Annotated in this window: 18 protein-coding genes; 3 read left to right on the plus strand and 15 right to left on the minus strand. The window is 59.7% G+C overall.

The annotated features are described in order from the left end of the window. Positions 1-18: 18 nt before the first annotated feature. The 10 genes from AC07XB_RS07550 to AC07XB_RS07595 form a co-directional block, all read right to left on the minus strand. Positions 19-873, minus strand: a complete 855-nt coding sequence (locus tag AC07XB_RS07550) for a dTDP-4-dehydrorhamnose reductase family protein (protein WP_492827786.1) — start codon at positions 871-873, stop codon at positions 19-21. Between the two features lie 53 nt (positions 874-926). Continuing rightward, a complete protein-coding gene (locus AC07XB_RS07555; protein ID WP_492827784.1) occupies positions 927-2213 on the minus strand; it encodes a glycosyltransferase family 4 protein in 1287 nt (428 codons plus the stop codon). Beyond that, a complete protein-coding gene (locus tag AC07XB_RS07560) occupies positions 2210-3349 on the minus strand; it encodes an O-antigen polymerase (RefSeq protein WP_492827782.1) in 1140 nt (379 codons plus the stop codon). Before AC07XB_RS07560 ends, AC07XB_RS07555 begins: the two co-directional genes overlap by 4 nt. A gap of 1 nt (position 3350) precedes the next feature. Beyond that, positions 3351-4661 (minus strand): glycosyltransferase, encoded by a 1311-nt coding sequence (locus AC07XB_RS07565; RefSeq protein WP_492827780.1) that lies wholly within the window; start codon positions 4659-4661, stop codon positions 3351-3353. A gap of 388 nt (positions 4662-5049) precedes the next feature. Next, positions 5050-7071, minus strand: coding sequence for an asparagine synthase (glutamine-hydrolyzing) (gene asnB, locus AC07XB_RS07570; protein ID WP_492827778.1), 2022 nt, complete (start codon positions 7069-7071; stop codon positions 5050-5052). 3 nt (positions 7072-7074) lie between these two features. Then, a complete protein-coding gene (locus tag AC07XB_RS07575) occupies positions 7075-8178 on the minus strand; it encodes a polysaccharide biosynthesis protein (protein WP_492827776.1) in 1104 nt (367 codons plus the stop codon). Positions 8179-8268: 90 nt separating this feature from the next. Continuing rightward, on the minus strand, positions 8269-9363 hold the full coding sequence (locus tag AC07XB_RS07580; protein ID WP_492827774.1) for a DegT/DnrJ/EryC1/StrS family aminotransferase: 1095 nt from the start codon (positions 9361-9363) through the stop codon (positions 8269-8271). 9 nt (positions 9364-9372) lie between these two features. After that, complete coding sequence (locus tag AC07XB_RS07585) at positions 9373-9957, minus strand: acyltransferase (RefSeq protein ID WP_492827772.1); 585 nt, start codon at positions 9955-9957, stop codon at positions 9373-9375. Between the two features lies 1 nt (position 9958). After that, on the minus strand, positions 9959-11020 hold the full coding sequence (locus AC07XB_RS07590) for a Gfo/Idh/MocA family protein (protein WP_492827828.1): 1062 nt from the start codon (positions 11018-11020) through the stop codon (positions 9959-9961). A gap of 2 nt (positions 11021-11022) precedes the next feature. Beyond that, complete coding sequence (locus AC07XB_RS07595; protein ID WP_492827770.1) at positions 11023-12327, minus strand: nucleotide sugar dehydrogenase; 1305 nt, start codon at positions 12325-12327, stop codon at positions 11023-11025. A gap of 767 nt (positions 12328-13094) precedes the next feature. On the opposite strand from AC07XB_RS07595, the gene AC07XB_RS07600 reads away from it, so the two are divergent. The 3 genes from AC07XB_RS07600 (at position 13095) to AC07XB_RS07610 (ending at position 16643) form a co-directional block, all read left to right on the plus strand. After that, complete coding sequence (locus tag AC07XB_RS07600; protein WP_492827768.1) at positions 13095-13655, plus strand: sugar transferase; 561 nt, start codon at positions 13095-13097, stop codon at positions 13653-13655. 43 nt (positions 13656-13698) lie between these two features. Further along, positions 13699-15597, plus strand: coding sequence for a polysaccharide biosynthesis protein (locus AC07XB_RS07605; protein WP_492827766.1), 1899 nt, complete (start codon positions 13699-13701; stop codon positions 15595-15597). 140 nt (positions 15598-15737) lie between these two features. After that, positions 15738-16643: a hypothetical protein gene (locus AC07XB_RS07610; protein WP_492827764.1), complete on the plus strand. Its 906-nt coding sequence runs from the start codon at positions 15738-15740 to the stop codon at positions 16641-16643. A 210-nt stretch (positions 16644-16853) separates the two neighbouring features. On the opposite strand, the gene AC07XB_RS07615 is transcribed toward AC07XB_RS07610, so the two are convergent. Genes AC07XB_RS07615 through AC07XB_RS07635 form a run of 5 tightly spaced genes read right to left on the minus strand, consistent with a single transcriptional unit; the run spans position 16854 to position 22828 of the window. Next, positions 16854-17951, minus strand: a complete 1098-nt coding sequence (locus tag AC07XB_RS07615) for a glycosyltransferase family 4 protein (RefSeq protein ID WP_492827762.1) — start codon at positions 17949-17951, stop codon at positions 16854-16856. Then, a complete protein-coding gene (locus AC07XB_RS07620) occupies positions 17948-19198 on the minus strand; it encodes a lipopolysaccharide biosynthesis protein (protein ID WP_492827760.1) in 1251 nt (416 codons plus the stop codon). The genes AC07XB_RS07615 and AC07XB_RS07620 overlap by 4 nt, the downstream gene beginning before the upstream one ends. Next, on the minus strand, positions 19198-20358 hold the full coding sequence (locus AC07XB_RS07625) for a glycosyltransferase (RefSeq protein WP_492827758.1): 1161 nt from the start codon (positions 20356-20358) through the stop codon (positions 19198-19200). The genes AC07XB_RS07620 and AC07XB_RS07625 overlap by 1 nt, the downstream gene beginning before the upstream one ends. Then, entirely contained in the window at positions 20358-21674 is a 1317-nt protein-coding gene (locus AC07XB_RS07630; protein WP_492827756.1) for a sugar transferase, read from the minus strand. Before AC07XB_RS07630 ends, AC07XB_RS07625 begins: the two co-directional genes overlap by 1 nt. Next, positions 21671-22828, minus strand: coding sequence for a glycosyltransferase family 4 protein (locus tag AC07XB_RS07635; RefSeq protein WP_492827754.1), 1158 nt, complete (start codon positions 22826-22828; stop codon positions 21671-21673). Before AC07XB_RS07635 ends, AC07XB_RS07630 begins: the two co-directional genes overlap by 4 nt. Positions 22829-23059: the final 231 nt, after the last annotated feature.

Raw genomic sequence — 23059 nt, forward strand, 5'->3', positions numbered from 1 at the left:
TCTTATTCCCTCAAACAATTACTTGAACTGATGCATTCTTTCAATCAGGGCGGACCAGTCGGGCGCTACGTACCCGGTCGCATCGCTGAATCGGCTGGCGTTCAGCGAGCGGTCGATGGCAAGATCGTCGCTCGGCACAATCTCGATCTCTTTGCCGTAGATCCGTGCCACTAGTGTCAACAGGTCGAACTTGGCGATCGGCTGCGCCGCTACATGGTAGAGACCGCGCAATTCAGGCCGGGGCAACACGAATTCCTTGATGATACGTGCCAGTTCGACTGTCGGCACCCCGGAGAAAACCGCCTTCCGGAAACCCTTGACGCTGCCTGTCTGGCCGAGAAACCAGTCAATCAATGCACTGGCGCGCCCGAACTCGTGGCCAATGATTGAGGTGCGCAGTGTGATGGCATGCGGGTAGTCAACTTCACCCAGCAGCTTGCTGCGCCCGTACAGATCGTTCGCGTCGGGAAAGTCGGCTTCGCGGTAGCCGCCCTGCTTACCCGAGAAAACGCAGTCGGTGCTGATGTGGACCATTCTGGCGCCAGCGAGCTCGCAGAGCCGCGCGATGCGGTGAGGGAGGAGCGCATTGATGGGCAGCGCTTCGAGCGGATCGTTTGCCGTATCGAGTTGCTTGATCAGCCCGATGCAATTGATCACCACATCCGGCTTTGTGGCGCTGAATGCCCTGACCAGGTCGTCCTGGCTGAGAACGTCCACATTGGCGATCAAGCGGGGGCGCAACGCTTCCTCGAAATTCAGTGCCGCTCGTGGCTGACGGATGGTGCCGAAGGTTTCGTAGCCCGCATCACCGGCGAAGTAACGGAACACGGCATTCCCTAGCATGCCTGAAGCGCCGAGAACAAGAACTTTCATAGGAGACTCGCTTATCTTAATGATGATTGGTGCAACGATGCCGGGCCGCGTGCTCAGCGGCGTGCCAAGCCGCCGAAGTGGTCAACCAGCCAGTCGTTCAGAACGCTCTGGTCATAGTGTGCTTTGAAGAATGCCTTGCCGTTGCTGCCAAGCGCCTCGCGTTCTTCGACTCCCATGCGATAAAGCGCGAGGATTCGGTCGGCCAGCATGGCCGAGTCTTCGCTCGGGCAGCTAAGGCCGGCGCGTGCCGATTCAACCACGCGAGCGCCTTCGCCATTCAGCGCTGCCACAATGGGCCGGCCGGCGGCCAGGTATGCCTGGATCTTGCTGGGCACCGTCAGGCTCCCAAGTGCCACGTTTTTAAGTGTCACCAGCAAGACCGAGGCTCGCGAGAGGATCGCGGGCATCTGCTCAATCGGAAAGTGCCCGCTCATGACAACGTTGTGCAAGCCGCGGCTGGCAATGTCCTTGCGCAAGGTCTCAGCCAATGCCCCCGTGCCTACCAAGAAGATACGGATATCCGGGTACTGGCGGAGCAGGTCAGCCGCATCCAGAATCGTCGGGAGCGCTTGAACCGTGCCAAGGTTGCCGGCAAAGACCGCGCTGAAGCCGTCGCCCAGCCCGGGAATGGGAGAGGGGTCCGCCAGGCCGTCGCGTTGAAACACGGTCTCAGCGCTGTTGGGGAATACGGCAATCTTATCCCGCGCGCACAGGCGCGCAACCGGCTCGACAAATCCATCGGACTGCACCAGGACGGAGTCGGAGCGGCTGTAAATAAATCTGACCACGGCGCTGACCGCGGCTAAGGCACCCCGGTTTTTCACAAAGCCGGTAGCTTCGAGTGATTCAGGCCACAAGTCTTGGACCCACACTACTAGTCTTGCTCGCTTGATCCATTTCAGCAGGATGGCAGGCAGGGCTTGTAGAAGCGGAGAGACGGCATAGACGAAAACCGTGTCGAAGCGCTTGCCTCGCAACATGAACGGGGCAAAAAGAATGCCGGATACGACAAAGCTCAGATAGTTCAGAATCAGGTGTATCGCGGAGCCTTGCTTGCGGGGGTACAGCGGAATTCGGACAACCTCGACATTGCCCAGCGTTTCGCGTCGGAATGACCAGGCGCGATATCCTGGCGCGATCTTTCCGCTGGGATAGTTCGGTTGCCCGGTTAACACTGTCACGCTGTGGCCATGTGCCGCAAGGTCCTCGCAAAGTGTATTGATGCGAAAGGACTCCGGATGGAAGTATTGGCTGACTACGAGGAGGCGTACCGGCGAGCGCTGCCCGCTGGGTGAGTGTGAGGCCTGTTGCGTCAGCCCTTGCGCTGGAGAAGTTGTCATTCGGAAGGCCGTCGGTTGAGAAAGCTCGACATCAACAAACAGATTAGCATGCCGTTACTGAACAGCAGCCCCAGAAAGCCCCCGACGAAAACATTGTAAAGGACAAGGGGTAGTGTACATTTCAACGCTAAATCCCTGGACCGTCCTATGTAGCTGATAAGCATGCCTAGTACGAGACTAATGACGATGACACTGGGCCAACCGAAGTTTACATAGGCTTCTACAAAATAGGCGGCATTGGATGACCCCGTGCCTGTCTCCGATGCGCCCCATTCGTACTCGAAGACCTCCCGCTCGAACGGCACGCGCCGTAAACCAAAGAGCGTCGAAAGGACAAGGTTGGTAGCACCCAGGAACGGCATGCCATGGTACGTTTGCCGCCAGTAGTCTAGGGAGTCAGTCACCGTGCTCACCGGCACGGTAAAGGCACGAAAGAGGAGAAAGTCGCCTACGCTGGTGCCAGCCGATTGGGCGAATCCGGAGATGAGGATATTGAGCGCCAATAAGCCTACCGCGCCGCCGAGCAGCCAGGACAGGCGTATGCGGCGTGAACGTGAAACCACCACTACTGCCATCAACGGGAGGAAGATTCGGAGAAAGAAAGCTTTCTCCACAAAAACCATTGAATAGAGGAAGAAGAACGCTACGATAAGCCAACGGTACCGGTATCTATGCAGCAAAGCGATGCACATGCAATATGGAAGGATCGTGGCAGTCAGCAAGCCGTTTGCATAGGGCAATATCGAAGCCCAGCCCGTTCGAGCCTTGAGAAAATTTTCGCGCGCAACCGCAATTTCGGCTGGTGAAGCACCATTGAGCGCCTGGATCAGCGGGATCGAGGATGCTGTCACGATTGTGATCGCGCAAAACGCCAGAAACAGCAGTGTCAACCCATAGACGAGGATTTGACCGCGCTTTTCCCGAAACTCAACAGGGGCGCGACGCTGAAAAAAGAGCGAACCAAGGATGATACAGAAGGCGCTAACCCATGGCAAAAGGGCCATGTCAGTGCGAGTTTCCGATCGCATGGGCACATCGACGAACCAAGTACCGACGCCATAGAACACGACGATTCCCAGGGCGAGCACAACCGCTCCTGAAATAGGGTCCACCAGCGTTCTGAGTAGTCTTTCCATGTCAGCTATGCTCTGACGGAAGCTTTGCGACCTGATACACGATCTGCTCGAACTCCCGCGCTTTCTCCTTGCGGGTCAGGCTCGACACAAACGCACTGTTACCTTCGATCGGCTGATTCTGTCCGAGTCGGCGTAACGCATCCACGAGCGTATCGACATCGCGGCTCACCACGTGGTCCTGCGATCCCCGTCGGATATAGCTCGCGGCCAGAGTGGCGTCGTCAAGCTCAGCGATGATCTGTCGTCCTGATGCCAGATATTCAAACAGTTTGGTGCTCAGGACCCCACGCGCACTGAGGCTGGACATGTCAGAGGTGACGATGAAGAGCAGGGCATCCGCGGTCATCATGGCCTCAAGCGACTTGACGTATGGAATCGGTGGCAAGAACGTAATCCACTGTTTTAAATGCGGGTGCCGAGTGTCCACATAGTCTTGCAGGATGCGGGTATCTCCATAGAACTCGAACTTTGGCATGGGGGCACCTGGCGGCCTTTCGGCAGCCAATTTTTCCAGCGCAACCAAGAGATTGCTGGGAATCCCATTGCGCATGATGGTACCCATATAGCGAACCACTGCGGACGTCCCCGGGCTTCGCGGTGAAACGGCTGGCAGCGTCGCTCTGACCTTCTCAAAAATTTCGCCATCGTAGCCATTCTCCACGCACTCAACGTAAGAGTGCATGGCTTCGTAGTACGTCTGCATCGGGCCCGAAATCACAGTTACTGCGGACGCCCGGTTAAGGAAGAAGCGGTCGATCCATAGCTCGATCTTGTCGGACAGCCAACCACCATTCATCACGTGATTGCCGCTGAACTGGTCACGATAGTCGGCAATCCATGGTTTGCCAAAGCGGCGCTGCGCGAACAGTCCCGCCAAGTGAGCCGGCCACGGGGGAAAGGAGCTGACGAAGATGTCAGCCGTCGACAGTTCCTCGACAACTTTGGGGGCAAGACGACTGGAGCGCAGCGCGAATGCGAACGTGATCCGATGATCAAGCACCTGACCAAACAGCCGCATTAGTTTCTGCTTGAGGCGGCGGGTCCAATGAATGCGCTTGATTGCCCCTGCGGTCGCGGATGGTGGCGTCGCTGGTTTGCCCGATTGCAGCAGGCGGCCTTTCCAGTCGATCTCATAGAGCCGTACGTGCTCGGGAATAGGCTCAGTCAATGGGCCGTCACGCGTAGACTTGCTAGTCGACACGACTACGATCTCATGCCCATTGCGTGCCAGAAATTTCGCGAGGGACTCCACCCGGCGGGTGCCGGTGGAGTTTAGCGGGGGGAAATAGTGGACGAAGAAAACTATTTTCATGTTTGGCTGCAAATTGTCTAGGCTTCACACTGCCAACGCGGGGGAACTAGCATGTGCGACACGATTTTTGGGAAGCAACACATGTTGCCATGTAACGCAGGCCTCATGCCTAGGGCGGTTGTCAACGTTCGCCTTGGCGATGCGTCGGGCGTTCGCATTACTTGGTAAATTCCACCCACTATCGATCAATTCCGTTCATTCAGTCTCATGGCGCAGCGTAAAGCTGGATATGCGCATAAATATGCTACATCTCGTACGCCGTCGGCACCGGTAGCGACGTAACAAGATTGGCGCTGGTGCATTGCGCGAAATGCGGCGCACTATCGAGTGAGTTGAGGAGATTCAGAGCCACGCTAACAATTGAATACACTTCTTCCATTGCTGATCTCTACGGCTGAATCCCGAACCTCCTGAGCCAGGCGCCGAAGCATATAACACGCCAAACGTGATAACTAAAGGGTGCCTTGCCAGCAATTACGCGCGCTAGCACATCCCTCATGCGGTCATCGATAATATTGCCTGCCAACCTGATGGTAGATTCAATTCCTTCGGTAAATTGCTTGGCGTTCTCGCCCTTCATCCAGAATTCTTCGGCCGTCTGGAATCCCTTCTTATCGATACGCTCCAGAATTTTGTTTGGCACTAGCCCGTCCATGCCGCGACGTAGTACTCGCTTGGTGATACCGTGCTTGAGCTTGAACACATCCGGCAGATTAAGTGTGTACTCAACCAATCTGTAGTCGAGGAAGGGAACACGCGCCTCTATTGAATGCGCCATCGAGCTGCGATCTTCCCAATGCAGCAGCATTTGGAGATTGGAGCCCCCCATCTGTGCCAATGACAGGTCACGCACGGATGTTGCTCGGGCGCCAAGCGGTACGAGAGGATCACGGTCATCAGCGCCGAGTATGGAAGTATTTATCCAGTCGCGTCGCATCTGCGTCATTCCGCGAATGGCGCCGAGCGGTCGAATTGAACTCGGCAGCAGGTTGGCAACCAGGTATTCCGCGAATTTAGTGGGGCCGTACGCATGCAGATTGTGGACTGCACCAAGTTCCTGCGCGAATTCGCCCAATTGACCGCGCCGCATCAGGCCGGCAAGTCGTGCACCGAGGAAGCCGTGATAGCCGGCCAACTGCTCGTCGGCGCCTTGTCCGTCGAGCATCACCACAACGCCGTTTTCGCGGGCCGCGCGGAAGACGCACCACTGCGCAAAGACGCTCGCAGAGCCGAAGGGTTCATCCTGCAGCCAGACCAGTTCATCAAGTCGCTCGAACAGTTCGGTGCCGGTGGGGAAGATCAACGTGCTTTCGACGTTGTTATTACGCGTAACCTCTTCGATGTACTCGCGCTCGTCGACGGAGCGATACTCCGAGCAAGACGAGAAGGTCTTCTGCGGCAGCGTTGCACCGATGGACTCGAGTTCGGCACGCACGGAGCAGACGATGGAGGATGAGTCTAGTCCACCGGACAGACAGGATCCGAGTGGCACGTCGGCACGCATGCGCAGCCGTACGGCATCGAGGAACAACTCGCGGAACTCCTTAGCGGCATCCTCGAACTTGGCTGGCACAGCACACTGCTTCTGGCTCAGGTCGTACCAGCGGGTGGTCGGCAGCTTTGCGTCCAACTTGCGGGCCAGGCGATCCTGGCTGTCGAGTTGGATCATTGCGAAATGGCCAGGCGGCAGGTGGTACACGCCCTTGAACATCGTCTCGTCGCCGTGATCCTGGATGCCCCATGCGAGAAAATCGAAGGCGGGCTGGGGCGCGAGTTGAGGGCGCCAGTCGGAAAGGGCAGAGAAGGACTTGATCTCTGAGGCGAAAGCCAGCGCGGAGCCATCGGCCGTTACGTGGTAGTAAAGCGGCTTGACGCCGAAGCGGTCGCGGGCGAGAAACAGGGTCTTCTTCTCGCGATCGTAGATCGCCATCGACCACATGCCGTTGCAGCGGTCGAGAAGCCCCGGCCCCCACTTGTCATAGCCGGCCAAGATTACCTCGGTGTCGGAGTGCGATCGGAAGCGATACCCGTATTGTTCGAGTTCTTCGCGCAACTCGAGGTAGTTGAATACCTCGCCGTTGTATACGGTCCAATACCTGTCCAAGTAGGACATAGGCTGGTGGCCGAGCGGAGAAAGGTCGACAATTGACAGCCTGCGGTGACCCATTGCAAGAAAGGTTGGGGGGTGCTCACCCAACCACTCTCTTCGGTGCGCGATCGGCCGGTATGGCAACGATTCAACCCCGTCGAAGGACGGTGTGTCGTCGCCAGACAGGCAAACGGCTCCCTGGGCAGGAAAGACCACGATGCCCTCATCGTCGGGGCCGCGGTGCCGGATAAGGTCGCCCATGCGGGCAACCTGCTGCACGTCTACCGGGTGCGACTGAACGATTCCTACGATTCCACACATTGGTTATCCTGCCACTTGATCAGCGATATAGAGATATAACCCGTAGCACACTGTTTCGCTAATCGCGTAAGCAACCAGCAATTGTTCCATCGGGAGGCGGCCGGAGAAGAAAAAGAACAGGCCGCTAGTTACGCAAAAATATAATGCCTGCCATAACGCGCAGATCCGCAAACGACTCTTGACAATGAATATGCCTGTAATTGGCGATACGCAACAGCGGGCCGCGACGGGCATAAAAACCAACAGCAGGAACGTCGTGTCGGTTCGCCATGCATTACCGAGAAACAGATGCAAGACCGGTGACCCGAGCAAGCCAATCGTGAGCAGAAGCAGGCCGGCTCCGAGTGCGAGGTAAACGACTATTCGACGCTGAAGAGCGCGCGGCGACTGCCTGGCACGGACTATGTCGCCGGCGCGCTTTAGATATACCTGCCCGAGCGCCAGGGCGAACAAAGTGAGCGGCGCCGCCAGCAAACGCTGCACTTGGGCATAATTACCTGCATCCATCGTCGAGTACCGGGACGAGATGAACCAGATGGGCATCGCTAGCGACATGGCATCAAGTATCGATGTTGGCAGAGACACGATGGGGAATTCACGGAATCGCCGGGCCATGGCGTAGATTTGTGTATATTCCACCGCCGAAAGCTGCACCCAGTATCGAATTGCAAGCGGCAATGCAACCATGAAACCAATGAGGCAACTGTCAATCAGGCCGACGGGGAGCAACAGTGCAGCCGCCGAAAACATAACGGGTTGCGCGAGGCGTAGCAAGCTCGACCAAGCAAAACGCCCATCGCGTATTGCCATAGCCGAAGTGGCCTGAAATATGCCGCAAATTGCTGCTGCCGCGGCAATCCGCCAAAAATTTGCCTGTCCACCGACGACATGATCCAGCAAACCACTTTCCCATGGGGAGAATGTGGTTAGCAAGCAAACGGCGGCGGTAAACATTGCGGCGAAACATGCCACTCCGAATAGCGGAGCTACATTTTCGTCGCTAGCGGCATTCAGCGCCGTCTCGTAGCGGAAGCATGCCGTGGCAAGAAAAACATTACAAATAGCCAGGAATGCAGCGTACTCGCCGAACGCAGCCGGACTGTACATTCGGGCGAGCCACGGCGTGGTCGCGAAGACAATTAGCTGGCCAGCCGCGGAGCCTCCAGCAACCGTTGCGATTTGCCTAAGCAGCGCCAATTAGCCGCCCTTCAATACACGAATGATCCTGTCCTGATCTGCCTCGGTGAGATCTGCGCTCATTGGAAGGCTGAATACGGCACCAGCCGCCGCCACCGATTGCGCGCAGCCTTCCTCCGATGCGTATTGACTATAGGCTGGCTGATGGTCGATGGGCGTGGGGTAGTGAATCGCGTACGGAATCTCAGCCGACGACAGGCGCTGCAGGAACATGTCGCGCTTGCCAGCCGCTGCACGTACCGTGAACTGGCCGTGCACGCTGGTGCGGTCATCCCGCACCACCATTGGCTCGAGGTCGGCCACGGTGGCCAGTGCTTGCTGGTAACGCGCGCCAAGGGCGATTCGGCGCTCGATTTCCCAGTCGAAGCGACTTAGCTTGCCCAGCACGACGGCGCATTGCAGGGTGTCCATACGGCCACCTACGCCAACACGCGTATGGAAGTAGCGCTTGCTCTGGCCATGCACGCGGATCTCACGCATGGCCTGCGCCAGCGCAGCGTCGGAGGTGAAGATTGCGCCGCCGTCTCCGTAGCAGCCGAGCGGTTTGCTTGGGAAAAAGCTCGTGCAGCCGATTGTGGAGGTATTGCAACTGCGCTTGCCACGATAGGTGGCGCCGAAGCTCTGCGCCGCATCCTCGATCACCACGAGATTGTGCCGGGCCGCAATCTCGTTGATCTCGTCCATGTCGGACGTTTGGCCGTAGAGCGACACCGGAATGATGGCGCGAGTGCGCGGCGTGATCTTGGCTTTGATCAGGCTGACGTCGATGTTGCACGTGTCGGCCTCGATATCAACGAAAACAGGCTTTGCTCCGGCAAGGACAATGACCTCCGCGGTCGCCACGAACGAGAATGGCGTGGTGATGACTTCGTCGCCCGGCCCGACGCCCGCAGCCATCAAGGCAATCAGCAGTGCTTCAGTTCCCGAAGCGACCGTAATGCAGTGCTGAGCCTGGGTGTAGGCGCACAATGCACTTTCCAGTTCGGCCACTTCTGGCCCCATGATAAAGCGGCCATGCTCCAGCACTGCGCGCATGCGACCGTCGATATCCTCCTGCTGGGCGCGATACTGGGCCTTAAGATCGATGAATTCCATATTGGGTTCTCATTGGCCAGGCACGGCGCGGCAAACGCCATCCTGCAAGATATATTGTTCGCCGGTGTGCACGCATACCGCTTGTCCTGATCCAGTCAGGGGCAGGTCCAGTCGCTCGCCAAAGCGGCTCATCCAGCCAATCTGCCGAGCAGGCACACCGGCCATCAGCGCGTACTCCGGGACGTCGCGGTTGACCACTGCGCCGGCAGCCACGAATGCAAAGGCTCCCACCGTTACGCCACAAACGATGGTCGCATTGGCGCCAATGGTTGCGCCGCGGCGCACGACCGTCCGTCGGTATTCGTCCTTACGCGTCACCGCGGAGCGCGGATTGTACACGTTGGTGAATACCATGCTCGGGCCGCAGAATACATCGTCTTCGAGCGTGACCGCGTCGTAGATCGACACATTATTCTGGACCTTGACGTTGTTGCCAATTAGGACGTCGTTGCCGACAAAGACATTCTGGCCGAACGAACAACGCTCGCCGATTCTGGCGCCCGCGCAGATATGGACAAAGTGCCAGACCCGCGAGCCGTCGCCGATCTGGGCGCCATCGTCGACGATGGCGCTTGAGTGAATGGTCGTGGCCATCTCAGTAGTCCAGTGGCAATGCAACGCGTTTGCCGTCGCGGGCCGAGCGGTACGCGGCGATCAGTATTTCCAGTGACCGTAGCCCTTCGCGGCCATCGGTCTCGGGTTCGGCCTCGCCAAGCAGCACGCGGATGACGTTGTCGTAGTAGAGCGGGTGCCCGAAACCATAAACGGACGTGGTTTCGTAGCTAGCCTCTGCGACCTTGGCATCGTCCTCATCCGGTTCGGCGAACTCCCATTTTTGGACCTCGTTCACTGCTACCCCGCCAATGCGAACGGTACCCTTCTCGCCAAGGATCGTGATGCTCCCTTCGAGGTTCTTCGGGTAAGTCAGCATCGTCACATTCATCGAGCCCAGGGCTCCGCTGCGCCAGCGCAGGCTGATGACGCCCGTATCTTCGACCTCGATGTCGCGCTCCAGCGTCGCCGTGTACGCATGTAGGCTCTCTACCGGGCCAATGATCCAGTCGATCAGGTCGACGTAGTGACTCGCCTGGTTCATGAAGGCGCCGCCGTCGAACTCCCACGTGCCTCGCCACGCCGCGCTATCGTAATACTCCTGCGGGCGTGTCCAGAAGACATTCAGGTTGACCATGTAGATGCGGCCAAAGCGTTTCTTTTGCACCGCCTGCTTCAGCAGTTGCAGGGTCGCGTTGCGCCGATTCTGCTTGACCACGAAGAGGCGTACCCCTGCCGCGTCGCATGCCGTCACCATGCGTTTGCCATCTTCCCACCGGGTGGCCATCGGCTTCTCGGTGATCACGTGCCGGCCCGCTTCGGCGATCTGAATCGCTTGCTCCGCATGCAGCCCGGATGGCGTGGTGAGAATGAACGCGTCCGCATCGCACTGCTCCAGCATCTGCGCGAGGCTGCTGTAAGGCCGCGCGCCAGTCGCTTGAGCAGCCTGGGCCAGCGCAGCCGCGTCGGTGTCGCAGACACCGACGAGTTCGGCGCGGTCGGCATGGCGTTCGATGGCGCCAATATGATTCTTGGCGATCCGGCCGCAGCCGACGACGGCAAACCGGACCTTTCGCCCGTTGATGGCGGGGGGGAAGTGGCGCATGGTCAAGCCTTGACGACGTTGTGGAGTGGTTGCTGGTAGACGCCACGCGTATCCACGATCAGGCGTGCATGCTTCTGGATGAGGTCGTAATCGAAGGCATCATGGTTGGTCGCAAGCAGCACCAGGTCATAGGATGCAATCGACTCCGCGGTCAAGGGTACGCTTGAGAGATCGAAGTGATGCTCGCGCATTTGCGGGAACTGGGGGACATGCGGATCCGAGTATGCAATTTCCGCGCCCTTTGCTTGCAACAGTTCCATCAGTTCCACGGACGGCGACTCGCGCATGTCATCCACGTTTTTCTTGTAGGCAATGCCCAGAACCAGAACGCGGCTGTTCTTGACGGCGCGTTCACGGCTGTTCAGGGCATCCGTCACCTTCGATACGATCCACTGCGGCATATCGCTGTTGATTTCTCCAGCGAGCTCGATGAATCTGGTGTGCATCCCGTATTCCCGGGCCTTCCAGGTCAGGTAGAACGGGTCGATGGGGATGCAGTGGCCACCGAGACCCGGGCCTGGCCAGTAGGGGACGAAACCAAATGGCTTGGTGGCAGCGGCGCGGATGACCTCGAACACGTCGAGGTCCATCCGGTCGCAGATGATCTTCATTTCATTGACGAGGCCAATATTGACCGCACGGTGGATATTCTCCAGCAGCTTGGTCATTTCAGCCACGCGCGTGCTGGAAACCGGCACGACCTTATCGATGATCTGGCCGTAGACGGCAACGCCGAGCTCAAGACAGGCCGGGGTGTATCCACCGACCACCTTCGGAATGGTCCGCGTTGTGAAGTCGGGGTTGCCCGGATCCTCACGTTCCGGGGAAAACACCAGGAAGGCGTCGACGCCCACCTTAAGGCCTGTCTTTTCGATGCGAGGCAGCAGTTCCTCATCAGTTGTCCCGGGGTAGGTCGTACTTTCCAGGGAAACCAATTGACCGGGGCGAAGGTAGGGGGTCAGCGACTCAACCGTTCCGATCACGTACGAGAGGTCTGGTTCGCGATACTCATTGAGTGGCGTGGGGACGCAGACGATCAGCACGTCGCAGCTGCTTGCCTGGGCGAAGTCCGTCGTCGACGTCATGCCCTTCGTCTTTGCAACTTGCACCGCATCGGCACTAATGTGCTCAATGTAGCTTTCGCCACGATTGAGCTTGTTTACCTTGCTCGCGTCAATATCCAGCCCAAGGACCGGGAACCCAACTTCCACAAATCGCAATGCGAGCGGCAGCCCGACGTAGCCGAGGCCGACAATGCCAATACGCGCTGAGTGCGCAGCGATGAGCTGCTTGAGATCTCTTTCCATACTTTCGATTTGGCGATTCCGAGAATTGTTCTTTGTGGGGCACACGGTGGGAGCCGCGAAGCGCACATGAGATGTGCGCAGATTGCGAGTGAGGCGCATCCGTCTTCTTCCACGGCTGGCTGGCTGTAGCGGCTATCCCCCTTTCAGGGGCGTGATTATACAGGGTGCCTGACCAGCCAACCGTGCCCCAATAGGGGGAAGACGAGAAATATCGTATCTATTCTTGCGTAATCGAGAAAAATGTGGTTTGGCTGTTCATCTCTCAATGAGAAGCTGCGCGGTCCATCTCAGCATCGGGGATATCTGGCTTGCGTGAAGCGCAAGGCCAAGGAACTGAGGGCGTTGGCTGGGCGGGTGTTGCTCGATCCGCAACTATGCTGTTGTTCTCTGTCGGGTCCTGTACAATCAAGGGTTTCCTGTGAATCGGAGTCGGGACTAGCCGCAAGCGCCTCTTCGCGCCGCTCAGGTTTGTTGGAGGCCACAGGCGATGGCGGTGCCAAACGTGCATCGTCCCTAACCCTAATGGTAGATTCCGGCAAGAGAATAGACAGGCGTTGAAGTGATTTTTTATCTCCTTGATGGGAAGTCCGCTTCCGGTCGAAGGGGGGGCGACAGCTCATTTTGGCTTCATACTCCACAATAAGGACGCCCAAAATGGGAGGGTTGCCGAGACTAAGTTCTCGGTCTGTCTCTGCCTTGCGCCGGCCGGCTTGCAGGCGGGACGAACGAGCAAGGCAGTTCCTTCGATTTTTGATGCAAAGCAATAAATGAAGCGATTCTTCGACTTCGCCGTTGCGCTGTGCGCAGGGCTTTTCCTTTTGCCGCTGTTGCTTGTTGTCGCGGCCGCGGTCAAGCTGACGTCGCCGGGGCCGGTGTTGTACTGGTCTGACCGAGTTGGCCGTCACAATCGCATCTTCCGCATGCCGAAGTTCCGCTCGATGCGGGTTGGAACGCCAGCGGTGGCTACACACCTTCTCAACAACCCGAAGGCGCACCTCACGCCGATCGGGAGTTTCCTGCGTGCGTCGAGTGTTGACGAACTGCCTCAGCTCTGGTGCATTCTGACGGGTGATATGAGCATCGTTGGGCCTCGTCCGGCACTTTTCAATCAATATGATCTGATTGAAATGCGAACGGCTGCGGGGGCGGACTCGCTACGGCCCGGGCTAACAGGCTGGGCGCAGGTCAATGGGCGCGATGAGCTTCCTATTCCGACCAAAGTTGGTTTCGATGCCGAGTATTTGCGGCGTCAATCGTTCCGGTTCGATCTTCGAATTATCTGGATGACGGCGTTGAAAGTCGTAAGACGCGATGGTGTAGCTCACTGATCTATGCCGTATTTGGGTGTCAATTTCTGGTCAACCTTTATTCATGATTGAACGACTTCTCAAATTGAATCGCCCCGTCAAGATAATTTTCATGGTGTTGACGGATGCGATCTGTCTGCCAATTTGCTACTTTATTGCATTGGCGCTGCGCTTGGGCACATGGGACGTCGTTAATCAGTCGTCGATATTGCTGGCCGCCGTGATGGCCTGTGTCGCCTTTGTCTTCTTCGTGCGCAGTGGTCTCTACGGCGCTGTCATTCGCTTCATTGAACTACACGTGGTACTGACGATCGGCATGGGCTTGGGCGTTGTGGTCCTTGCCGCTTACCTGGTCATGCTGCTATTTGGCCAGGCCGGTATCCCTCGCACCTCGCTGGCTATCTTCTGGCTGGTCGCGTACGTCTATGTCACGCTGTCGCGATTTGGCGCGCGTTCGTTCCTGCAGCGGCTCTCCGGCCCAACTCGCCGCTTGCGACAGAAAGCACTGATCTACGGTGCTGGCGCTGCGGGTGCCCAGCTTGCGCAGGCCATGAGGCAGAGCCGCGCGTACGAAACCGTCTGCTTTATCGATGAAGACAGGGCCCTGCGGCACAAGACCGTGGCGGGGGTTCGTGTCTATGGACCGGACGAGTTGCGCGGGCTGCTGGATAGGTATTCGATCTCGATGATCGTTCTTGCCACGCCATCACTGTCGCCGTCCAGGCGCAGTGAAGTTATCAGTTCGCTGGCAGCCTTTGACATCCCCGTGCGGGTACTGCCAGGTATCGTCGACCTGGTAGACGGAAAGATCACCGTCTCATCAATCAGGGAGCTGGAGCTTGGCGATTTGCTCGGCCGCGATCCCGTGCCGCCGCGCCCGGATTTGTTCGCTCGCTGCATCAAAGGCAAGGCTGTATTGGTAACCGGGGCGGGGGGGTCAATCGGCAGTGAACTCTGCCGGCAGATTGTGAGTCAGCATCCCAAGTGCCTGGTTTTGTTGGACCACTCTGAATTCAACCTGTACGCGATTGAAGCGGAGTTGCTTGGCAAGGCGCCGACAGTACCACTCGTGCCAGTTCTGGGCAGCGTCTGCGACGAAGCGTTACTCGACGTAACGCTGGCGGCATACGAGATTGACACCGTGTACCATGCCGCGGCGTACAAGCATGTTCCCCTCGTTGAGAGCAATGCGTTCCAGGGGGTTCTCAACAACGTGATTGGCTCGTTGGGGATTGCTCGTGCAGCGGGCAGGGCCGGCGTCAGTTCGTGCGTGCTTATCTCCACCGACAAGGCTGTGCGTCCCACCAATATCATGGGCTGCACCAAGCGGATCGCCGAACTCGCGTTCCAGGCGGCCGCGGATGAGTTCAAGGGCACTTGCTTCTCCATGGTTCGCTTCGGCAATGTACTCGGCTCCTCCGGTTCCGTGGTGCCCCTGTTCAAGCGGCAAATTAACGAGGGGGGGCCGATTACCCTGACGCATGCGGATATCAATCGTTACTTCATGTTGATTCCCGAGGCTGCTCAGTTGGTGATTCAAGCGGGTGCGATGGCCCACGGAGGCGATGTGTTCGTCCTGGACATGGGCGCGCCTGTCAGGATTCTTGATCTCGCGCGGAAAATGATCCACCTCTCGGGCTTTTCCGAGAAGACGGATGATTTTCCCGATGGCGACATTGCCATCAAGATAGTGGGGCTGCGCCCAGGCGAGAAGTTATATGAAGAATTGTTGATCGGTGCCGATGTGAGACCGAGCGAGCATCCGAAGATCATGCGCGCTCACGAGCGGATGATGCCCTGGCAGGAACTGATACCTGAGCTCGAAGGGCTTTGCCGCTCGTGCAGGGCGTTCGACAAGGAAAGCGTCATGGTCAGTATCAAGCGGCTGGTGCCCGAATATGTTGCGCAAGCAAGCGAGGAGGTAAGCGCTACGTCTGCATCAACGCGAGTGGTTGAGGTGTAAGAGATTGTTGTTCTGGCGGCGCATGAGTCAACGTGTAGGCTGGGCCTCAGAGTGTTATGACGTATCGCTGCAGTGTGCGGAGAGGGTGGGCTATACTCCGCGACTGAATTTAGATAGAAATTTGCGAGGAACATTTCTTAATGGAGCATCACCCCTATCCAAGACCCGCCGAGGATTTTCAAAGCGGTTTGAGTTTCAGTCAGATTGTGTTGTTTGCCAGACGGCACATGGTGCTGGTCCTTGGCTCAGCCGCAATCGGTGTTGCGGCAGGCGTGGGTGCAGCAATGATGGTGGCCGAGGAATGGCAGGCAACGACAGTTCTGCAGGTCGGTCAAGCAGCGCGTTCAAGTATGGCCGCTTTTGTCGACTCCGGAGTGCCTCTGTCGATTGAAACGCCAGCGCGCACCCTTGAACGTCTAAAGCTTCGGCAGTTTGAAGATAGCGTCTTGCACAGGCTCGGTCTGCCACTAGATCGGTCCCTGAGCCGCAGCACAGCGCTGTTTCGGGACTACGTGAGCATCAGTCTAGTTCGGAGTGCGGATTTGATCACTGTGAGCGCGAGAGGATATTCGGAAGATGAGGCTCGCCGTTTTGTTGAGGCGTATCAGGCTCAGTTGATGGAAGAGCATAAGGTACTGCTACAGCCGTTTTTGGATCGGGCGGCAGGTGAACTCGGCCAGGCGAAGACCGCGCTTGGCTTGTTGCGGCAGCGGCGGACTGAGCTGGAGTCGGTGGCCGCCAAGCGGCCCGGTAATATGGAGGCAAGATTTTCCGAGAACGTTTTGCTAGGCAACCTGCTGCAAACCAATGATGACGAGATTCGCAAGCTCCAGACGCGAATCCAGGTACTGCAGGAAGATCTTAGTCCCTCGCGCACCTTCAATACTCGGCCGCTGATGAATGCCTTGGAGACCAGCGACCGGCCGGTATTTCCCAGGAAGTCTGTCTTCGCCGGCTTAGGTGCATTGATTGGATTGGTCGCAGGACTGAGTATGGGGCTGCTTCTGGATCGCTGGAAGCTCGGAGGCAAGCCGTCGGCCAGATGAGGGGATCAGTGATATCTTTGCGCCCCCGGGCTTGCGTGACCAAAATGCAAGCCCCGTAGTGCACGCCTAATTTTCCCGGCTGAAGCACTGCACAGTGACACTGCTACGCTACCACGTTGCTTTCGGTGTGCGTGGGAGGTGGTGTCTTGCTGCGAAGGTGGAATGCGCTTTCGAGGAGCGCTATTATCCGCCGGAACAGCGTTTCTGCCTTTAGTTTGTCCGTGTACCTGTCTCAAGTAGTATCGCTTGCCATCTTTCCGAGACTGGCTCGATTGTCATTGGTCGAACTGATTTTCTGGCTTCGTTTGCCAAGCGTGTGCAGAGGTATTCATCTGCAATGAGTTGGGTCAGGGAATTTGCCAGCGCAACTGGATTATCGGTCGGGACCATTACGCCGCTCCTGCCGTCAACAATCAATTCCTTGGGGCCAGTCTCACAATTCGTCGACAAAATCGGCAGGCCAAAAGCCATAGCTTCAATGAGCACCAGCGAGAAGCCTTCGTAGTGTGAGCTCAAGCAGAATATTGCTGCTTTTTCATAGACGGTTTCCATCTTCGACTGAATTCCCGGCATGTCAACCGAGCCGGTGAGACTAAGCTCCGCTCGCAAAGATTCAAGAGTATGGCGTTCATCCCCCTCGCCGACAATGAGGAGCCGCCAGTCGGGGTAAGTCGGGACTACCTGCGACCACGCCCGCAACAGAACATCGAACCCTTTGGCGGGCACGAGCCGGCCTACAGCCAGAACGGTTTTCGAATTGCGCTCAGCAGCCACCTCAGGAAAAGGAAACGGCAGTGGATTGGCAATGACTTCAACGCGGCAGCGAGGCGCCAGTGCCTCCTCCCAGCGCTGCCGGTCACGCTTCGTCAGCACTACCACCGCGTCGTTGTATCTCGCCGCGAGCCTGCGTGCAAAGCGCCGTGCCGGTTTGCCAAGATCCTGGTCGAAATGACAATGCTCCCACGCGATCCTGCGCACCGTGAGGCCAATCGTCGCCGGGAGCGTGAACAAGGTGAGCATGGTGTCGACTTCAATCAGCACATCGACATGTTGCTGCTTCACAAAGCGCCTGATCCCACCGATCGTGGCGAGATAGGCTCGCTTGAACGACGGCCGTTGCGCAAACAGCGCCTCATGCACGACGTCGGGATGGAGCGTAAAGCAACTGCGCTCATCCCACAGGCTGAGGATCAGCACCGGATAGCCGCGCTCCGCGAGTGCATTGGCGATGACAGCCGTCATCCGCTCGGCGCCAGCGAAGGCGTTCAGTGTGCCTGTCAGGAAGCAGATCGTGGGTAGCGGCTTCATGCGGTCGCCCGGGAGAGTGCTGTCTTGTTGCGCCACCACAGGCAGACGCCAAACGCTACGGCAACGGCATTGCCCAATGTATAGCCTCCGACAGCCCCCCATGCACCGTATTTGGGCACCACCGCTAGGTCGAACGCGAGCGTGACCGCCAGGACAGCTCCCCACTTGATGGCGATCCAGTCGGGGCGGCGCAGGTAGACTGGAAGCAAGGTCAGGCCGACGTCGGCAAAGATCAATGTCGAAGACAGTGCCGCGGTTTGCAGCAGGGCCGCGGTCGATGCAAAGGCGTGGCCATACAGCAACTGCACGATCCATGGCGCGCCAACGGCGATCAAGGCTGCCCCGCATAGGCCGATTGCGGTCATGCCGATTGCAATTCGCGCGATGTTTGTGTGCGCTGTCGCAAAAATGGGCTTGCCATAGACATAGATAGGCGCAATCCCTGCGGCCAGGATGGTAGCCACAACCGTGTAGTTGTCGAGTATCTGCATGCAAGCGGCATAAGCGCCAAACTCGGCAAGCGGCACCGAGGGCTGCAGTACCAACTGGTCGACCCGGCGCGCGCCCATCATCAGCATGAAGCTCACCCAGAACAGCACGCCGTTCGTCATCAGTTCACGCGTGAACCGGATATCGTATTGCACGTGGCAGCGCTCTACCCTGCCGAAGTAGTAAGCGGCCAGCAGGCCGGCAAGGATGATCGCCTCGACGGCAAATGCGCTGGCGAAGAATGGAACACTATGCACGCCTGCTGCAAAGAGGATGGCCACGAGGCCGCCCTTGGCGCAGAGCGATATCAGGCTGAAAAGCGTATTGGGGCGATTGTTGGTGTGCGCCTGCAGCCAGGCAACCACAACGCCAAAGGGTTCCCTGAGCAGGATCGCGATGCCAAGCAACAAGGCTGCTGCCCAGGTGTCCGGCGCGGGCTGGCGCATCAGCAGGAAGCCGCACATCAGCAAATAGCCGAGGATGGCACCGCCGACACGCAAAGAAAACACATGCGCGAGCAGCCTGTGTTGCTCAAGCGGCGATGGCGTCGCCACCAGCCGCGGCACAACCACCTCGCCACCACAGATCAACGCTACCGACGCGGCAATCAGGACCACGGCCTGGGCGTACTGGAAGTGGGCAAATCCTTCGGGCCCCAGTGCGCGCGCCAGCATGGCGACGATGCCAATCCCAGCCGCTACCTGTATGCCGCGCTCGGCTAGCATCCACAGGAGATTTCCGGCAACTCGACGCCGCATCAGGCGAGCTCCACGGGCGCGGCGGTGGCTCGCCTGGCCAGCCGCGCATAGCAGGCTAGCCATTGCCCGGCCACGGCCTCAATGCTGAATCGCGAGGCGATGCGATCCCGGCGCGCGGTCTGCTCCGAAGGGGAGCCGGGCCCGGCGCGCAGCGCCGCGCGCATCGCGGCGGCCAGCGCGGCCGCATTGTGTCTTGGCACGATCTGTCCCGCGTCGCCCAGCAAGCTGGCGACGCCAGGGGCATCGGTGGAGACGACCGGGCATCCGCAAGCCAGGGCTTCCGCGATAACCAGCGGCATCCCTTCAATTTCTGAAGAGAGGACAAACAAATCGGCGGCATTGAGCAAGGCGGCAACATCGCGCCGCATGCCCAGCAGCGTTGCGCTCCCGGCCAGCCCGAGCCGGTCGATCGTGGCGGTGAGCGCTTCGCGCTCGGAGCCTTCGCCGGCAATCAGTAACCGGGCTTCGAGCCCTTCTTCGGATTGCAGGCGGCTGAATGCGTCAAGCAGCAGGTTCTGCGCTTTTTCGGGCACAAGCCTGCCGACATTGAGGATGAGGATGGATGCCTCGGTGGCACCGAGGCTTTGCCTGGTAGCCAGCCGGAGTTCGGGCGAGGGGCGGAAGCGATCGATCTCGATGCCGTTTGGCATCACGACGATGCGATCAGGCGGCGCTGCACCGGCATCGATCATGCCTTGGCGGCCGTCCGCGCTGACATGGGTGGTGAGACTTGCCCAGCGGTCGGTCAGCCGGTACGCGAGCATGCGCAGCCTGCCACCTTCCCGGTAGCTGTGGGCGGTGCAAATCAACGGTGGCGTGCGCGTTATCCGGGTCAGTGCGCGGGCGAAGAGATTAGCGTGGACCATGTGTGCATGGAGGACGTCGGGCCGCCAGGCGCGCAGGAAATCGCGCACTTGCCATAGGGTGCTCGCCATCGACCACGGCGTCTTGCGCATGTTCAGGCGCAGCACGGTTGCCTTGGCAGGCAGTTCGACTTCGCAATCCGGCGTCAGGCTGACGACGGCTACGGCATGCCCGAGCGCGATGAAATGCCGGGCAAGTGCGGCTACCTGTTGCTCGGCGCCGCCAACGCGCAGGCCGGTGCTGAGCAGCATGATCCGCATCGGCTGCGGCAGCATTTCCTCCGGCGTTCGGCTCATCACCGCGCCCCATACCCCGTCAGCAACGTCCGCAACGTCTTCACCCCGATCAGCAGGTCCAGCGCAAACGAACAATGCTTGACGTAGTACAGGTCATAGCTGAGCTTGGTCACGGTTTCTTCATGCGTGCCCACGTAGCCCTGCTGGACCTGGGCCCATCCGGACAGGCCGGGCCGCACCAGGTGCCGGTACGGGTAGTACGGAATCGTATGGGCGAATTCGTCGACCATCGGCACCTGCTCGGGACGCGGGCCGATCAGGCTCATGTCGCCTACCAGCACGTTCCACAACTGGGGGATTTCATCGAGCCGGTATTTGCGGATGACGCGGCCCACGCGGGTGACGCGTGGATCGCGGCGGGCGGCGAATTGCGCCGGTGCGCCGGCGTCGAACGCCATGCTGCGGAACTTGAACATGGTGAAGGGTTTGCCGAACAGTCCTACCCGCCCCTGGCGGAACAAAGCGGGGCCGGTGGATTCGAGGCGGATTGCGACTGCTACAACGACGCCCAGCGGCAGCGCGAGCGGCGCCATGCAGAGTACGGCGGCGAGGTCTATCAGGCGTTTGGCGAAGCTGTAGAAGTAGTGCGCGGCGTAGTCGTCGAGGAAGTTTTCGTCGATGTGCGCCAGCCCCACGCGCCCGGTCAGCATCTCGCCGATCCGCTCGACAGAATACATGCGTACGTGGCTGAGCTTGAACTGGGCGAGCACCCGGGTGCGCTCGGGGTCGGCGGTGGCATTGCGGTCCAGCATCAGGCCGTCGCAATGCACGGCTTCGTCGAGCGAGCTGATGGCCTGGAAGCGGGTGGGGCTGGCCGGCGCCGCGCCGGGCATGGCGAGGATCTGTTCCAGTTGCGCCAGCGTGGCGGCGTCGGTATAGCCGAACACGGGCACGTAGTTGCGCACGAAGCGCCGGTAGCCGAACCAGATCCAGCCTAGCGTGGTGACATAGCTGAGCAGCAGTGCGCCGCGCGAATACTCAAGGTGGAAGGCGGCGAAGATGAAGAGCAGCGCGGCAAAGGGCAGGGTGGTGGCCAACCCGACCAGGCTGTTGCCTTCCATGGCGGGCAGGTGCAGGGAGCGGTGCAGCAGCACGAAGGCGAACAGGTAGGGCAGCACCGACCACAGCAGGGTGCGGGTGAAAACGTAAGTCACCAGGGCGGCGTGATGGGCGAACTCGGCGAGCGCGATATTGAGGCCGAACAGCAGCAGGCCGAGCAGCGCCCAGGCCAGCATGCGGCTGGCGCGGCGGACGGTTTCCGAGCCCTGCGGGCGGGTCAGCTGGGCAGGGCGGCCGACACTGTGGGTCTTGTTCATTGTCCGCCTGCTCCGGTGCTGGCCGCCGCGCGGGCGGCGCTTGGCTTGCCCGCCAGCGCTTGCTGGTAGATTGTCCAGGTGGCGTCGGCCATCGGTGCCAGGCCAAATTCCCTTGCCCAGCGCGTCCGGGCATTGCGTCCCAGTGTCTCACGCAGCGTGGGGTCGTCGGCCAGCCGTGCCAGCGCGGCCGCCCAGGCGTGTTCGTCATCGCCGGCGACCAGCAGGCCGCTGGTGCCGCTGTCCAGTTGCTCGCGGATGCCCGGGAGGTCGCTGGCGACGACGGGCAGGCCGGCGCGCATGGCCTCCAGTACCGAAAGCGGGAAGCCTTCATGGTCGGATGCCAGCGCGAAGGCCTGGGCCGAAGCCAGCAAGGCGGGGACGTCGGTGACCGGGCCAGCAAACCTTACCCGGCCCGGTGCCACGCTATCGGCCAAGGACTGCAGGGTGGCCATCTGGGGGCCAACGCCTGCCAGTACCAGCTCGCAATCGGGCAGTGCGGCGCGGGCGAAGGCGCGAATCAGCAGGTCGGCGCGCTTCGGCGCGGCCAGGCGCGCCACCATGACAATGCGCCGCAGCGGCGCGCCGGGCGTCGCCCGCGCGCTGCTGTCGGCGATGCCATTGCGGATCACGCTGACCCGCGCGGCGGGGATCGGCAGCGACGCGGCCAGCGCGCGTTCGCCCTGCGCCACGCAGATCAGGCGGGCAGCCAGCGGTGCCAGCAGCCATTCCATGCAGCGCGAGATGAGGCGCTGGCGAGCCGGGGCGGCGGCCTTGAAGGCAAAGCCATGCACCGTATAGACCACAGGGATGCCGAGCAGCCAGCCGGCCACCCGCCCTAGCGCGCCGGCCTTTGCGCTATGCGCATGGATCAGGTCAGGCGCGGTCTCCCGGAGGGCCTTGAGCAGCTCCCTGAGCGCGGCCAGCGCGCGCAGCGGCGAGAGGGCATTGTCGAGCAGGGCCAGGCGTATGGTGCGGGCGCCGGCGGCCCGGGCGGCGTCCAGCAGGGGCCCGTCGCCCCCGGCCAGCAGTACGGGCTCGATCCTGTCGCGCAGGGCGTGCAGCAGATCGGCGACGTGCGTCTGCGCCCCGCCGATCTCGGAGTTCGTGATCAGGAAGGCGATACGCGGGCGGTGGGAGGGCAGGGGCGAAGGCACTGGGCAAAAAGCGCGACGGCGGGGCAACAGGAACAGGCTACCAGGGCATTTCAGTATGGCCGATGAGCCAGGGGCCGGGACGGCGGCAAGGCTGTCCGGCAGGCCTGTCCCCCGATACTGGGCGGGCAGCTGTGGCACCCCGCTCAGGTGGGGATCGATCCACTTCCAGGCTGGCTTGCGGCGCCATTTTCCAGCAAAGCCGCTCGATTATAACTGGCGCGCCACTCGCAA

The sequence above is a fragment of the Cupriavidus sp. GW821-FHT02F09 genome (genome assembly GCF_059421605.1).